The organism is Paenibacillus sp. J31R30 (genome assembly GCF_059692115.1).
In genome coordinates, this window is record NZ_JCAUAV010000003.1 from 623,961 (window position 1) to 638,886 (window position 14,926).

Consider the following 14,926-nt stretch of genomic DNA (forward strand, 5'->3'; position numbering starts at 1 on the left):
GCTTTGATTTGTAAATTGGCGGTTGAGAAAATATGGCTAAGATAGCGAGGTCATAACTTGGAAAATGTTCGTATAGCTATACTAGCAGATGTTGATAAGCTTGTGCAGATGCGCTGGGATTTCTCAGAAGAAGATAACCAGAGCGGGGCAAACTTTGAGGAGTTCTACTCGATTTGCAAAGGATTTTTAGTTTCAGCCATAACAGGCGGAGACTGGTACATTTGGGTTGCAGAAGTGAATAATGAAATCGTCTCCCATATGTATCTTCAATTGATCCATAAAGTACCAAGACCCGGTAAAGTGACAGACCCTACTTTTGCCTATGTGACTAATGTATATACACGTCCTGCTTTTAGAAATAAGGGGATAGGTACCAAGATTCATCATGCTATGGAACAATGGTCCAAAGACAATCATGTCGAGTTCCTTATCCTATGGCCAAGCAGCCAAAGCGGTGAGTTTTATGCGAGAAATGGTTTCACTCGAAGTGAAGAAGCGTTGGAGAAGCATTGGTAAGTGTGATAGGTTCGAATCTGAATTGAACGAATTGAAGGAGGTGCTTAGTTTGATTAAACATGTCTACATCATTACGGGGGCATCCAGCGGGTTAGGGGCAGAATTATCACGACAGTTGTTGTCGGAGGAGAATCAGGTGTTCGGGTTATCGCGGACGGTGAATAGGGATATTCAACAACTTGCATTTGACGCAGGTATTAGATATACATGTATCGATGTTGATCTTACACAGGTGGATACCCTAGAAGCAATCATATTGGAGATGATCAAATCCATGGATTCGACAGCTATTGACTCGATAACCCTTTTTAATAATGCTGCAACCGTGGCCCCAATAAAAAATATTCAAGATTGCTCGCAAGCTGAAATTGTCTCAGCCATTCAACTCAATCTGACTGCACCGATAATTCTCACTTCTTGTTTTATTAGGGCAACGGAGAATTGGGCTGCGAAACGTACGATTGTCAACATCTCATCAGGCTCGGGGCAATATCCAGCAAGCAGTATGAGCCTATATTGCGGTACGAAAGCTGCACTGAACATGTTCACGAAATGTGTGGAGCTTGAGCAAGGCGTAGATACGAATCCTGTTCGGTTACTAACCATAGACCCAGGAATGATGAATACAGGGATGCAACAAATAGCACGAGAAACTGATTTCGCGTTAAAACAATATTTTACAAAACAGCATGAAGACGGGAATTTAGATGAACCAGAAGCTGTAGCGCGGAAAATAATACGAGATTTATATATTCAGGTGTAAACGAATCCAAAAAGCAGCAGCCAAAGACTTTTTCATGTCCTTGGCTGCCCTTTTTATATTATCCTGCCGAAATAGCCTTCATAACGCGTTCCTGTTCATAATCGCCACTTCGTACCACTGATCTTCCAACAGGCACGTAAATCACATCTTCTACTGTCATCAACCTCGAAATCAACGCTTCCGATAAGGTATTTCGACCGTCAAGTAGAATACGTTGGTTCATCAACTCAACCATAAGAGCCCAATCCAATTCGGTGAATTGCGGCCATTCTGTCATGATGATGAGGGCATCAGCGCCGGCTGATACCTCATAAGCAGACTCCATCACCATCACGCCTTCCACCGAAACATGCTGAACGACGGGATCATAAGCTTGAATATCAATACCATAGAGGTGACATAGCTGTACCAAAGTGAGAAAAGGCGCATCGCGCACATCATTGGTGTTCGGTTTGAAGGAGATACCAAGCACACCTAACCGCTTGCCACGAGGATTCCCCCATTGCGAAATGAGCTTATCCAGCATCTGCGGGATTCGCTCATCATTGATTTGAGCGGTTGCTTCTAGTAAGGGAAGGGAGCGGCCAATAGCTTTGCCGGAGGTTAACAGCGACTGTAAATCTTTGGAGAAGCAAGAACCTCCGTACCCAACGCCAGCCTGCAAAAATTGAGGCCCAATGCGTCGATCCGTACCTACGCCATGCATGACTTGGCGAATATCCGCGTCATATCCTTCGCACAAATCAGACATCATATTCGCAAATGAAATCTTCATTGCAAGGAAAACATTGGACGCATACTTGATAAGCTCTGCACTGCGTCGATCACAGACTTGTACGGGGGCATCAATCCCTTTGTATAATTGGCGAAGAGCTGCTTCGGCTTGACGTGATCGACATCCAATTACGATGCGGTCGGGATTCATGAAATCGTGTACGGCACTGCCTTGTCGTAAAAATTCCGGATTAAATGCCACCTCGGTCCGAACACCTGACGCAAGTAAACTCGTTTCAAGCTTATCGCAGGTACCCACTGGAACTGTACTTTTCATAATTAATAAAGGAGGACAGACGCCAGCCAGCATCAGCTGGGCAACCACATTCTCCACTTGACTAAGATCTGTCTGGCCGTCCTCACGTGTAGGGGTTCCAACAGCGATCATAAGAGCATCAGCTCCAGCTGATGCTCTTGCTATGTCGGAGTCGAACCGTAAAGTCTCATTGCTTTTACACGCAACAAACATCTCCAGAAGGTCAGGCTCCCAAATGTTCAATTTATTTTCTAGAAAGTTCTGAATCACAGGTTCACGATCGACCGCTGTAACGATATGACCCAGCTTTGCAAAACAAACAGCAGCCACCAATCCCACGTAACCCGTTCCTATGATCGTTAATCGCATGTGTGATCCCCCTTTAAGTTGACTAGAATCCTGAGATCTTCCCAATGCTGCGGGAATCAATAATCTGCTCATAATCATGAAGCAATTGATCAAAGATGGCGTCCCATGAACGCCCGAGTGCGAAACTTCTAGCTTCTGTTCGTAAGCTTGACATGCGATCCATGTCATCCACCAATTGACAAATTTCTCGAACAAAAGATTGCGGCTGACGCGGTGCACATAATACGCCTGTTTCACCAGAGAGTACCATTTCTCGCACACCGCCGCTGTTGGCAGCAACTACAGGGAGCCCGGAAGCCATAGCCTCTTGTACGACATTCCCAAATGTTTCCGTACTGGAAGGGAAGACGAAGAGGTCTGCGGAAGCGTAAATCTGTGCAAGCTCTTCGCCATTTTTATAGCCTGCGAATGTCACATTTGCGGGTGCTTGTTCGCGCAGTTCAGGGAGCTGTGGACCCTCTCCAACAATAAGCCAATGAACGCGATCCTTCACGGAGTCTGGCAAAAATTTCATAATGGCCGATAAGGTGTCGATGTCTTTTTCGGGCGCAATTCGACCTACATATAAGAAAAGGAAAGGGGCCGTAATCCCATATCGTGCCCGAACGTCATCGCTCTTCTTATCAGGTGTAAATAGAGAGCAATCTACGCCGCGAGACCAGAGCAATAGGCGATCAATACCTTGATTTTGCAGGGTGCTAATCGTATCCCGAGACGGTGCGAAGGTAGCATCGCAGGAGCTGTGGAACCATTTTGTATAGCTCCAATAGAGCGGAACAGCTGCCTTCATCCGGTAATAAGTCAGATAACGATCAAAGTGAGTATGGTAGGAAGCTACATGTGATATGTGATGCTTGCGAGCGTAATGCAAGCCACATAAGCCGAGGTTAAAAGGGGTTGCCAGATGAAGTATATCTGGACGAAATTGATCAAGCTCAGCACGAATGGTTGCAAGTTTGGGTAAAGCTAGACGACATTCCGGATAGAGGAAAAAGGGAATGCTCGTAATCGAGCGAATGTGGTCGGAGTACACCATATCTACTGTGCTTTTCGGTGAAAAAACGAGATGCTCCACCCCACGGCGATTCAAATAATCTGTTAGTCGCCCAAGCGTGAGTGCAACGCCGTTCATTTGAGGAACAAAAGTGTCGGTAAACAACGCGAGACGCATATGAATCCCTCCTGTAGTTCCAATTTAACTTTAGCGTAGCAAGAAATTATTCGGGGAATATCATTGGAATATAAAGGTTGTATAAAATAATTTGATTTGTACTTTCGAAACATGAATGTATACTAAGTTTAATCGCATAAATAGAAACGCCAGAGAGGACGTGAGTAGCCATGATTACTCATTATGCTGGACTGCAACTACCTACGGTATCACTGCAAAGCGTGAAACAATTTTATCAGGACCAGTTAAAGTTTCCTGTGATCTCGGAATCGGAGCATGAAATTAGCTTCCAGCCGACAGCCTTTTGCACATTGACATTTAAAGAAACGGAAGTGGCCATACATCCAGCGCATTTCGCATTTGAGGTTCCTTTTACTAAATTTGATGATGTTATTAACGAGCTTAGAGCGACAGGTGTAACCCTTTTAAAATGGCCAGATGGTCGTACCATTGACGATTTCGGAACCGGGAAGAATGTTTATTTTCGCGATGGGGACGGGAATTTACTAGAAATCATCGCTCATCCTTATATCAAAGAGGATATTGTGACAGCTTATGGGGATCTAAAAATCTTATACCTGCGTGAGATCGGATTTCCAGTGGACGATGTTGCATATTTTAGACAGTTGATGGTAGATCTTTTTGATTTCAACTTGGATAAAGTGTACGAGAACTTTAGCTTTGCGATTGGGGGAACTGCACATGTTGTGATTCCGTCTAAGAAGCGAAAGTGGATTCCAATTGCAATGACGGCTTTACAACCGGACATGAAAGCTACTTTTGGGGTAAGCAGCATGTCGTATTTGCAAGAGATCGTAACCAGGCTAGCTGCTAAAGGGATACCATTTGATTGGAAAGAGGATGACAAGCTTTATTTTAAGTTAAACGAGTATAACATCTATTTAAAGCTTACAAATTTCCCGGAAGATGCGGCTGTTCGCTTGAATTTACCATTTTCGATCATGTAAGATTAGAGCTTACAAGGAACATAACTTACACTAGGAGCAAGTGATTTTGATAAAAAGTGAAAAGAAATTAAGCGCATCCCAGAGTCCCTTCGTACTCATGCCTATTTTATTACTGATCTGGGGATCGGTTGCAGCCGTTAGTAATCTGGTTTTGAATGAATTAGACAGCTACCAGGTGTTATTTTATATGTATGGCATTGGCGTGGTCATATTTGCAGTCATTTTAGTAGTCAAAACGCAGTGGAGCACCCTCCTGTTATGGAGGTTTTCAGAATGGATGTTGGTGCTTGCCTGCGGGGTATTTACGTTTTTATATGACTTTCTCTATCTAAAATCACTAGAACTCATACCAGCTGTAGAAGCGTCCATGTTGAATTATTTATTTCCGATTTTTATCGTGGTATTTGCCATTCCGATCCATAAGGAGAAGCTAAATCGGTATAAAACCCTCTCCATTGTCATGGGATTTATAGGAACAATCCTGCTGATAACGAAGGGGGATTTTGCTAATCTTAGCTTTACCAATGTCAAAGGCGATCTGTTCGCGATTCTTGCAGCTGTGAGCTGGGGGTTGTTTACGAATCTTGTTAAGAAAAATAGGAAGGATATGCTAATCAGCACCTTTGTGATCACGGTAGTAGCTTGGTTATTGGCGATTGTTGGGATGCTAGTATACTCTCATGGAACGTTCCTTCAAATAACGGACTTCTATGGCGTATTGTGGCTATGTCTGAGTAATATCGTTTTCGGATTTTTCCTGTATTTCCGGGCATTGAAGTACTCGTCTGCGTCTTTAATCGCGAGCTTCACCTTCTTTGCTCCTTTTGTCACACTTGTGTTTATCATGATTTTGTTAGGGGAAAGGCTGACTTGGATGGATGGTCTAGCAGCTGTTCTTATCCTGTTCAGTGTCCCTGTTCAGAAGCTAGGAGAAGTTATCAATAAGCGAAGGGAGATAGCTTCATGAAAATAGGAGCGATTAATCATTTGCTTTTTTCAGTGTCAGATTTAGAGCAATCGATTGTATTTTATCAACAGGTTTTTGGGGCTAAGCTGCTGGTCAAAGGAAGAAATTTAGCCTATTTTGACTTGAACGGGAACTGGTTGGCTTTGAATCAAGAGAAGGATATTCCGCGTCATGAGATCCAGTATTCGTATACGCATATTGCGTTTACAGTAGATGAGAGTGATTTTGATGCTATCAAAGACAAGCTTATACAATTGAACGTATCGCTGCTTCCTGGTCGAACACGAGACGAGCGTGATAAAAGATCCATTTATTTTACAGACCCAGACGGGCATAAATTCGAATTCCATACAGGAACTTTAGAGGACCGACTATCCTATTACAAAGAGGAAAAGTCTCATATGGTGTTCTATGAATAATCATAAGCCGAGCAAACGTGGCCTCATACACCATATCGAGCTGTATGTCTCCGATTTAAAGCGGTCCATGGCATTCTGGGGATGGTTGTTGGAAGAATTAGGGTACCATCTGTATCAAGAATGGGAACGCGGTCAGAGTTGGAAAATTGGTGAAACCTACATTGTATTTGTCCAGGCGGAGGAAAGGTTTTTGAACATCCCTTATCATAGAAGCCGCGTCGGGCTGAATCATCTTGCTTTTCATGCAAGTTCGCGCGATCACGTTGATGAGCTGACAACGAAGTTGGCCGAAAGGGGAGTACCCATTCTGTATGCGGATAAACATCCTTATGCTGGAGGTAAGGATTATTACGCCGTTTTCTTTGAGGATCCGGATCGTATCAAAGTGGAGTTGGTGGCGCCATGAAACATCATATACATATTCTAGGGGCATCAGGCTCAGGTGCCTCTACACTTGGTGAAGCGTTATCGCTGAAGCTGCCTCATGAACTATTTGATGGGGACGATTATTTCTGGGTTGATAAATTTACGAAGATGAGATCGCCAGAGGATAGAGTTGAACTGTTGCACAATGATCTTTCTAAACATGAGCAATGGATTCTTTCAGGGGCTGTCTGTGGTTGGGGAGATGAACTCAAGTCTTTCTTTGATTTCGTTGTTTTTTTGTATATTCCTCAAACAGTAAGGCTCGAGCGCTTAAAGGAGAGAGAATTTCAAAGATATGGGGAAGACATTTTACCAGGCGGCAGTAAATACGAGCAATCAAAAACCTTCCTTGACTGGGCGGCACGCTATGATGAATCTGGTTATGAGGTTCGAAGCAAAGCTCTTCATGAGCATTGGTTGTCTGATTTGAATTGTCCGATACTCCGATTAGAAGACGATATGTCAGTGAACGAGAGAGTAGATGCGATTTTGACCTATTTGAAAGAGTAACTGTAAGAAATACAGTTATTCTTTCGCCGACTGATTAGACGTTGAAGAGGCTGTCCTACTTGAGTAGCATGATCTACTTGAGTAGGACAGCCTCTCTTTTTTGCTCGCATCAGGGCAACAACGCCATAAAAGACTTCGAAGCCGCCGAGAGGGGAACACCTCGAAAAGTGGCTATCCCTATTTGACGCGCAGGGATTGGCGGAGATAGTGGAATTTCGATTAAGTCGCCATTAGCGAGTTCATCGGCTACATAATTACCGATCACAAAGGCCAATCCGAAGCCGCGCTTGGCAAATTGCGCAAGGAGATCGATGCTGCCAAGCTCGAACTCAGGTGAGAGGCTAACACCGTTGGAGGCAGCGTACTCATCGATATAGCGCCTCGTGCTTGCGCCATTTTCCAATAAAAGCAAAGGGTATTTATGCAAATCTGCAAGTGATAACGGGCATTCTGCGAGCCCAGCAAAACTCTTTCCGCCGACAAGATAGTCTTGAATGGATGAGCTTTCACGGAAATCAATCTGTTTATCCGAGGCCGGAAGGCTGACGATACCAAAATCGATTTTGCCTTCCTTGAGCAATGCCAAAGTTTCAGGAGTGGTACGGTTCGTAACACGAATTCGCACGCCAGGATGTTGCTGGTGGAAAGCCTCTAAATATGGCAAGAGATAATACTTGCACAGCGTATCGCTTGCCCCGATATTGATTTCCCCGCTATGCAAGCTATGCATGTCAGCGATAGCTTTTTCGCCGATTTTCATAAAACTAAATGCCTGCTCGACGTATCGAAATAACACTTCACCTTCAACGGTTAACGTGACTCCCTTGGCTGTTCGGAAAAAAAGTTGACCACCCAACGCGGCTTCCAGCTGTTTAATCGTATGACTAACGGCAGGTTGTGTGATATGCAGCTCTTCAGCCGCTTTGGATAAACTGCCTGTCTTGCTGGTCCAATAAAAGACACGATACCACTCCAGATTAACGTCCATTCCTATTACCTCACCTTATATCAGATATTACTTATATCAATTATTCTAATGCCATTGACGCTATTATAATAAGCTTTGTAAGGTATATCAAGTGTGGAGGCGTTGCATATGACAGTAACTGCGATTGTTGGAGCGAATTGGGGAGACGAGGGGAAAGGGAAGATGACAGATGTGTTAGCGGCACAATCATCTTTCGTTGTTAGGTACCAAGGTGGGAGCAATGCAGGGCATACGATCATTAATGATTACGGCAAATTCGCGCTGCGAATGTTGCCTTCAGGCGTGTTTTATTCTCATATTTTGAATGTGATTGGACCAGGAACAGCACTCGACATAGATATCTTGTTAGGGGAATTGGATGAACTTGACGCAAGAGGTGTACCCAAGCCGAAGCTGTACATTTCTGAGCGGGCGCAAGTGGTTTTGTCGATTCATCGACGCTTCGATGAGCTTGAGGAAGAGCGACTTGGTGCTCATAGCTACGGCTCAACCAAACGCGGGATCGCACCATTTTATTCGGATAAGTATGCTAAGCTTGGCATTCAGGTGGCCGATTTATTTAACCAAGCTCGTTTGCAGGAACGACTTGAGCGTTTGCTCACAGCAAAAAATGTATTGCTCAAGCATCTATATGGACGTCCAGCCATCCAAACAGATGAACTCATGGAGCAGCTGCTGAGTCAGGCTAAGCGAATAGCTCCATATGTATGTGATACGACAACACTTCTCCAACAGGCGAATGCTAATGGAGAACCCATATTGGTGGAGGGGCAGCTGGGTGCATTGCGTGATCCGGATCATGGTATTTACCCGTATTCGACATCCTCTTCAACGCTTGCAGGCTTTGCATCAGTCGGTGCAGGACTCCCTGCCAGTGCGATAAAGAGTGTGTTCGCGATCGTCAAAGCTTACTCTAGCTGTGTTGGGGCAGGGCCTTTCGTCTCAGAGATAGAAGGCAGTGAGGCAGAGGAATTACGTCGTCGCGGCGGCGATGCCGGTGAATATGGTGTAAACACGAAGCGCCCAAGACGAATGGGTTGGTTTGATGCAGTTGCCACGAGATATGGGTGCATGCTGCAGGGAGCTACGGGTGTTGTTTTAACAAATCTGGATGTGCTGGGCTACTTGGATGAAATTCCGGTTTGTGTCGGATATGAATTGGCGGATGGAACGATCGTTGATCGTTTTCCGGTCACCGCATTAATGGATTCGGCTAAGCCGGTTTTAACTCGAATGCCAGGTTGGAAATGCGATATTTCTCAGGTTACACGCATGGAGGAGCTGCCAGAAGCGGCAAAGAACTACATTGATTTCGTGGAATCCGCAATCGGCGTGAAGATTACTACGGTTTCAGTGGGACCAAGACGCGAACAAGTTATTCAACGATAGTCACTGTTTAAGGATTTTAGCCGCCGCGAGGCGGCTTTTTATAAAAACGTCATAGGAATGGGGGAAATGGGAAAAATAACCACAAAACATTTGTGGAGGGTGTCATATGAAGAAAGTTATTGTATTAGCGTTAATTGCGGGGAGTGTCCTGATTCGTCCAGAGCAAGGCCATGCTGATGTACCCATGCCTTGCAGTGCCGTTCTAGAACCAGTAATTGCTGACAATGCTAATGCCAAAGGCGCAGCGCTTGTCTACAAAGTGAAACTTACGCCGAGTTTTCCTCGCACAAGTATCAGCATACATGCCAATCACTTGCCGGTACCTTTTTCAATAGGAGATTATGATGGGTATGAAGGTTTTGCTTATATTCAAAATGAGATTAGTTGGCGCTTCAGATTATACCCAACCCCTCAAGAAGGTGGTCCGACATGGGCAGGGAGAATCGATGATATCACGGCTGATTTAACGAATAGTACGATGGAGGTTCGGCTTTCGAATACGAAAACGGGGAGATTGGGGCCTGTCATTTTAATGAGTCCTATGAATTCTTGTAAATAATGGTGATGGATTGCAACTTATCCGTTTGGGCTTCGTCTAATGAAATGAATTGTTAAAATTTGGATTATTTTTGAATCCAGATATGTTGTATAAAAGCAACTACACATTCATTCTACGAGGTGATGTTATGAAATGGTTGAAAACCATAATCTTACTTGTTAGTGTAAGTTGTGTGGCCGGATGCTCTGCTTATGCTGCTAAAGGATCGAGCCATGAGATGAGTATCCATCAACAAGATGAGTTGAAGCCAATCGTAAGAAAGCTCTTTGCTGAGAAGTTAGAAAAGGATGAGGAATCCACCGTATCCGCAGGCAGAAGAATTTTGAATTATATGATTCATGATGACATGCAGATTTTAAAAAATGATGAGGATACCTATTATATTGTTACCTATGATACATTACCGGCATCCCTCGAGTTCATCCTTACTGGCGGTGGTGAGCGAACTGAGGAGGGTTGGATCATTAACCGAGTGCTTTATGTTACGCTTCAGAAGACAGATGGCGAATACCAAATAAAGAGCTTGAGTTCTGGACCATGAAGAACATATAGGAAAGGCGGCGATTGCCATCAGCTGGGCAGAATCTTATACGGGTAAGCTTCTGAAGCTAATCGGATCACAAATGTTGCTAACGAACTCGGTTCGAGCTATTCTATGTGATGATAAGGGGGACGCACTGTTTATCAAGCGCAGAGGGGATGGCAAATGGGGCATGCCAGCTGGTGCCATGGAACACAATGAGTCTGTCTATGATTGTTTAGTACGAGAAGTTAAAGAGGAGACAGGACTTGACGTTATAAGTGCTACTTTGATCGCCATTTATTCGAACCCCGAAAAGCAAATATATACCGATAGATATGGAAATGAGTATCAAGTGGTTGAGTATCTGTTTCGTGTGGATGAATGGTCAGGTAATCTTATTAAGATAACAAATGAAAGTACAAACGCACAATTCTACCCCATCCATGAGTTACCAGAAGCATCAAACGAATTTTTTGCAAGACATCATGACGAAGTGTTTGAGGACTATAGAAAATTCGATGGGGTTCTGATTTTGAAGTAAGAAGTAGTAGGAATAATGATACATTTCAATTTCATTAATTAGGGGGAACCAACATGCCAGAACAAACCATTGCTCAAAGGCTCGAAGCACTAGGAATCGTACTACCAGTAGCCAGTGAACCAGCAGCGAAATATGCCAATTATGTGAAAGTGAACGGACTTTTGTTTGTCTCGGGCAAAGGTCCATCGGGCAGCCCAAAAGGGAAATTAGGTAAAGACTATACAACCGAAGAAGGTTATCAATTTGCTAGACAAGCTGGTATCGAGATTCTCGCAGTGTTGCAGTCTGCATTAGGCTCTCTGGATCAGGTTAAACAAGTTGTAAAACTACAAGGTTTTGTTAACGCAGTCCCTGAATTTGAAGAGCCGCACAAGGTGCTGAATGGCTGTTCGGATGTGATGTTAGCAGTTTTCGGCGAAAAGGGGATGCACGCGAGATCCGTCTTCGGAGCTGTAACGGTGAGAGATAACTTGCCGATCATAGTGGATTCTATTTTTGAAATTGAAGAATAGGAGGGATCTCATTTGCAAGCAAGATGTGGCGTGAAGGGGATCGTCATTAGGGATCATCACTTACGTACTATCAAGAAATATGAAGCCATTTATATAGCTGATATCAATTAGACCTGGGAGAAGCCCATGATGAATCGATTCATGATAGGTCAATATGGAAATTTAGAGCTTTTATTGAAATATCCAACGATAAAGCTATGTCTAGATACAGCGAGACTTTTCTTGCAGGAAAAGCTTGATCCTTTTTTTGATGCTAAAAAAGTCATTCGAACATTCGCTCGATTTGCCTATTTAGTCCATCTGAGTAATGTACAAGTAAATGCTATCATTTCTAATCATCGTCAACCTGTCTTACCTGAGCTAGATCCTCTTGATGGCTGGGCACCAATTGAAGAATATCTGGAGATAATTGCTGAAGAAAACGATCAAGTGAACATCATGTTTGAACATCGATCAGATTTAATTAGTGATGAACAGTTGAATCAATGTTATCATTGGGTTGCGCGTTTATTGAACAATGGCAAATTAACAAAAGAAACGTGATCACTCTTTTTAGAGGTCAGTTAGAATGCTTTGGAGGTAAATTGAAGTGAAAAGAGCAAGATGGAAGTTGTTTACGTATGTGCCGTTTCTAGCAGCCCTTCTAGTCATCGGATTGATTCAAACATTCATGCTGGCGAATGAAAATGTGAAGCCATATCCGGAGCCTTTCGGCCGAGCAACGGAGTTACCTCAATTGGCTACGTATGGGGGACCTGTCCAAATGCTAGGGGAAAGCAGTTTTACATATCTAGCAGATAAATCACTTATATACATCACGATTGACGACGAGGGACGGAATAGCTCAGAGACGCGCAGTTTGCCTGACTCAGGTGCATTTCGTTCGTATAAGCTGCTGGATAAAGATCATGTGATCTGGATCGGTGAAGACAATAAGCTCTATGCGAGTGAATGGAAGAACGGTTCGTGGACAACTAAGCTCGCAATCAATGAGAATGAGATCTCTGGTATTCAAACTGTAAAGAACACAAAAGGGGAAAGTGTTCTCTTGGTTTACAATGAATCAGCTCTTTATGTGGGTGCATTTCATCCCAATGAAAAGCTGAGTTGGTCCAAACTGGATATTACGAATGTGAAGCAGTTACAAGGTGTAATGGATACCTCTGGGGGCAGTATTTCGCTAGTCTACGCGGTCAATAAGGACGGTGATGAATCCTTTCACTACGCAAAGCTTGCGTCTGACACATGGAAGCCGCTAGTGCAGAATAAGCTTAAGGACTTGGATTTTGCAGCTAGCAGCTTGGATGATATGGCGTTTAGTGTAGATGGTTCCTCATTTATTACTGCGTATACGACTAGCTCTCGCAAATCCGGCAAAAGTACGTTACACATGCTTACCTTCCCATCGAATCAACCAGACAAAGTACAAGATGAAATCCTAAGCATTCCTGTTGCCAAAGGGATAGATTCCGATACGATTTTACATCCCACGTTTACGCATTCAAGTACAGGTGAAGTAACGCTTGTGGTTTCATCGGTTTATGAAAAGAATAGACGTCAAACGAGTCAAGAAGTGTTTAGAGTTGGTTTTAAGGATGGTAAGATGTTAGATGCTACTCGGATTAGTCAATTCGGCGGTTTCGCCTCTTATCCCGCTTACGCTGCAAACAAAGGTAGTTCATTCGCCATTTGGTTGGATGCCGTGAACACGAAATCATTTCGAGTTTACTATGCCACTGATCAGCTTCCTTATGTGGAGCGAATGAACAGTATTCAAGGAGACGACTTACAAAATGCTGCTGGGAATTTACCGCTTTTTTGGGGGATTGGGGTACTCACGGCACTCATAAGCTTAAAATGGATCTTATTACCTGGCCTTTATTTAGTCGTCATCAGTGTATTTTGGCAATATCATTATGATGAGTATGCGAAGAGGCATTTCGGGATATCACTCGCGATGTATTTGGTGGTAAAAGCCTTATTTGTCGGGGATTACCGGAAGACAATCGCACTGCAGGTGATGCCAGATTTCTTGCAATCGATATGGATTAGTCTGCTTTTACTTCTCATTTTTGCCGTGATTTCCTACCTATGCACGAGACTATGGAGAAAAGGGCTGTCCGAACGGAATGTTGGACTGGAGATGTTCTACTTCGTTGCTCTGGATGTTTTCATGACGAATATGTGGTATTCCTACTTTATGTCGCCGGCAGCGTTGTAGCTGTTTTCATACTAATATATTGAAAATTCTGGCATTCATTGTTATGATACTTTTATGATTAAGCGATATGTAACTGGCGGAGCATGGGTAACCATGAGGGAGCATGTCGATAACGGCCGTACGCCTGGGCAGAGGTAAGGGGAATTCCCCTTACCTCTTTATGTTTGCTTCTAACTTGAGAGGGATGATGAGATGACCGCAGAAACATTGATCTTGGATGGTAATCGAGTGGCAACAGACATGAAAGAGGCATTAGTTGGCAGAATCAATCAATTATCGAAGCAAGGAATCATTCCTTGTTTAGCGACGATTTTAGTCGGAGATGATCCCTCATCAGCTACTTATGTGAGGATGAAAGGGAATGCGTGCAAGCGATTGGGAATCCGTTCTATTCGGGTTGAACTTCCAAAACATACAACGACAGAAGAGTTGGTTGCCGAGATCCAGAAACTAAATGCGGACTCCAGTGTACATGGGATTTTGCTGCAACATCCTGTGCCTCATCATCTGGATGAAAGGGCTGCATTTGAAGCGATTCGGATCGAGAAAGATGTGGATGGCGTAACAACGCTAGGGTTTGCTCAAAATGCCTTCGGCTTAGCTGATTTTCCTTCCTGTACCCCAGCGGCAATACTTGCGATTATGGACTATTATCAACTTGCCATAGAGGGCAAACACGCTGTGGTGATAGGAAGAAGTCCAATCCTAGGTAAACCAGTATCCATGATGCTATTACATCGCAATGCAACAGTTACCATTTGCCACTCAAAGACTGTAAATGTAGCTGAAATCGTTCGGTTAGGCGACATTGTTGTGGCGGCTGTTGGTAAACCGAACTTTGTGCAGGGTGATTGGATTAAGCCAGAAGCGATTGTTTTGGATGCGGGATACAATGAAGGGAACATCGGGGATGTTGACTATGAGGCTTGCAAGCAGATTGCCTCCGCGATTACACCTGTTCCTGCGGGAGTAGGGCCTGTCACAATTGCAACGTTGCTGAAACACACCGTAGACGCTGCAGAGAAGTTATCTTAGTTGAATTGATAAGGGGGAG

Annotated in this window: 18 protein-coding genes and 1 riboswitch; of the genes, 15 read left to right on the forward strand and 3 right to left on the reverse strand. The window is 43.9% G+C overall.

Annotated features, from left to right (window positions below; genetic code table 11):
- The first annotated feature begins 57 nt into the window (after positions 1 to 57).
- The gene (locus AC58QO_RS14645) at positions 58 to 516 is read left to right on the forward strand and encodes a GNAT family N-acetyltransferase (protein WP_497266611.1); all 459 of its coding nucleotides are present in this window, start codon (positions 58 to 60) and stop codon (positions 514 to 516) included.
- A gap of 49 nt (positions 517 to 565) precedes the next feature.
- Positions 566 to 1,279, forward strand: coding sequence for an SDR family NAD(P)-dependent oxidoreductase (locus AC58QO_RS14650; RefSeq protein WP_497266613.1), 714 nt, complete (start codon positions 566 to 568; stop codon positions 1,277 to 1,279).
- 58 nt (positions 1,280 to 1,337) lie between these two features.
- On the opposite strand, the gene AC58QO_RS14655 is transcribed toward AC58QO_RS14650, so the two are convergent.
- Together AC58QO_RS14655 and AC58QO_RS14660 are read right to left on the reverse strand one after the other, a co-directional pair.
- Positions 1,338 to 2,678, reverse strand: coding sequence for a UDP-glucose dehydrogenase family protein (locus tag AC58QO_RS14655; protein ID WP_497266615.1), 1,341 nt, complete (start codon positions 2,676 to 2,678; stop codon positions 1,338 to 1,340).
- A gap of 22 nt (positions 2,679 to 2,700) precedes the next feature.
- Positions 2,701 to 3,849 carry a glycosyltransferase family 4 protein gene (locus tag AC58QO_RS14660; RefSeq protein ID WP_497266617.1) on the reverse strand — a complete coding sequence of 383 codons (1,149 nt, stop codon included), beginning with the start codon at positions 3,847 to 3,849 and terminating at the stop codon, positions 2,701 to 2,703.
- Between the two features lie 170 nt (positions 3,850 to 4,019).
- Here AC58QO_RS14660 and AC58QO_RS14665 point away from each other — a divergent pair, with 170 nt between their 5' ends.
- Genes AC58QO_RS14665 through AC58QO_RS14685 form a run of 5 tightly spaced genes read left to right on the forward strand, consistent with a single transcriptional unit; the run spans position 4,020 to position 7,139 of the window.
- Positions 4,020 to 4,817 (forward strand): VOC family protein, encoded by a 798-nt coding sequence (locus AC58QO_RS14665; RefSeq protein ID WP_497266619.1) that lies wholly within the window; start codon positions 4,020 to 4,022, stop codon positions 4,815 to 4,817.
- Positions 4,818 to 4,863: 46 nt separating this feature from the next.
- A complete protein-coding gene (locus AC58QO_RS14670; protein ID WP_497266621.1) occupies positions 4,864 to 5,784 on the forward strand; it encodes a DMT family transporter in 921 nt (306 codons plus the stop codon).
- A complete protein-coding gene (gene fosB, locus AC58QO_RS14675; RefSeq protein WP_497266623.1) occupies positions 5,781 to 6,203 on the forward strand; it encodes a metallothiol transferase FosB in 423 nt (140 codons plus the stop codon). Before AC58QO_RS14670 ends, fosB begins: the two co-directional genes overlap by 4 nt.
- The gene (locus AC58QO_RS14680) at positions 6,196 to 6,609 is read left to right on the forward strand and encodes a VOC family protein (protein WP_497266625.1); all 414 of its coding nucleotides are present in this window, start codon (positions 6,196 to 6,198) and stop codon (positions 6,607 to 6,609) included. The genes fosB and AC58QO_RS14680 overlap by 8 nt, the downstream gene beginning before the upstream one ends.
- Complete coding sequence (locus AC58QO_RS14685) at positions 6,606 to 7,139, forward strand: ATP-binding protein (protein WP_497266627.1); 534 nt, start codon at positions 6,606 to 6,608, stop codon at positions 7,137 to 7,139. The genes AC58QO_RS14680 and AC58QO_RS14685 overlap by 4 nt, the downstream gene beginning before the upstream one ends.
- A gap of 109 nt (positions 7,140 to 7,248) precedes the next feature.
- On the opposite strand, the gene AC58QO_RS14690 is transcribed toward AC58QO_RS14685, so the two are convergent.
- Entirely contained in the window at positions 7,249 to 8,127 is an 879-nt protein-coding gene (locus AC58QO_RS14690; RefSeq protein WP_497266629.1) for a LysR family transcriptional regulator, read from the reverse strand.
- Positions 8,128 to 8,235: 108 nt separating this feature from the next.
- Between AC58QO_RS14690 and AC58QO_RS14695 the strand changes: the two genes are divergently transcribed.
- The 8 genes from AC58QO_RS14695 (at position 8,236) to AC58QO_RS14730 (ending at position 14,907) form a co-directional block, all read left to right on the forward strand.
- A complete protein-coding gene (locus AC58QO_RS14695) occupies positions 8,236 to 9,516 on the forward strand; it encodes an adenylosuccinate synthase (protein WP_497266631.1) in 1,281 nt (426 codons plus the stop codon).
- A gap of 106 nt (positions 9,517 to 9,622) precedes the next feature.
- Positions 9,623 to 10,075, forward strand: a complete 453-nt coding sequence (locus tag AC58QO_RS14700; protein ID WP_497266633.1) for a YoqH family protein — start codon at positions 9,623 to 9,625, stop codon at positions 10,073 to 10,075.
- A gap of 127 nt (positions 10,076 to 10,202) precedes the next feature.
- Positions 10,203 to 10,616 (forward strand): hypothetical protein, encoded by a 414-nt coding sequence (locus tag AC58QO_RS14705; RefSeq protein WP_497266635.1) that lies wholly within the window; start codon positions 10,203 to 10,205, stop codon positions 10,614 to 10,616.
- Between the two features lie 82 nt (positions 10,617 to 10,698).
- Complete coding sequence (locus AC58QO_RS14710) at positions 10,699 to 11,139, forward strand: NUDIX domain-containing protein (protein ID WP_497266637.1); 441 nt, start codon at positions 10,699 to 10,701, stop codon at positions 11,137 to 11,139.
- Positions 11,140 to 11,192: 53 nt separating this feature from the next.
- The gene (locus AC58QO_RS14715; RefSeq protein ID WP_497266639.1) at positions 11,193 to 11,651 is read left to right on the forward strand and encodes a RidA family protein; all 459 of its coding nucleotides are present in this window, start codon (positions 11,193 to 11,195) and stop codon (positions 11,649 to 11,651) included.
- 126 nt (positions 11,652 to 11,777) lie between these two features.
- Positions 11,778 to 12,194: a hypothetical protein gene (locus AC58QO_RS14720; protein ID WP_497266641.1), complete on the forward strand. Its 417-nt coding sequence runs from the start codon at positions 11,778 to 11,780 to the stop codon at positions 12,192 to 12,194.
- A gap of 46 nt (positions 12,195 to 12,240) precedes the next feature.
- Positions 12,241 to 13,872 (forward strand): hypothetical protein, encoded by a 1,632-nt coding sequence (locus tag AC58QO_RS14725; protein WP_497266643.1) that lies wholly within the window; start codon positions 12,241 to 12,243, stop codon positions 13,870 to 13,872.
- A 59-nt stretch (positions 13,873 to 13,931) separates the two neighbouring features.
- A riboswitch (ZMP/ZTP riboswitch) is annotated at positions 13,932 to 14,009 on the forward strand.
- Between the two features lie 55 nt (positions 14,010 to 14,064).
- Positions 14,065 to 14,907: a bifunctional 5,10-methylenetetrahydrofolate dehydrogenase/5,10-methenyltetrahydrofolate cyclohydrolase gene (locus tag AC58QO_RS14730; protein WP_497266645.1), complete on the forward strand. Its 843-nt coding sequence runs from the start codon at positions 14,065 to 14,067 to the stop codon at positions 14,905 to 14,907.
- Positions 14,908 to 14,926: the final 19 nt, after the last annotated feature.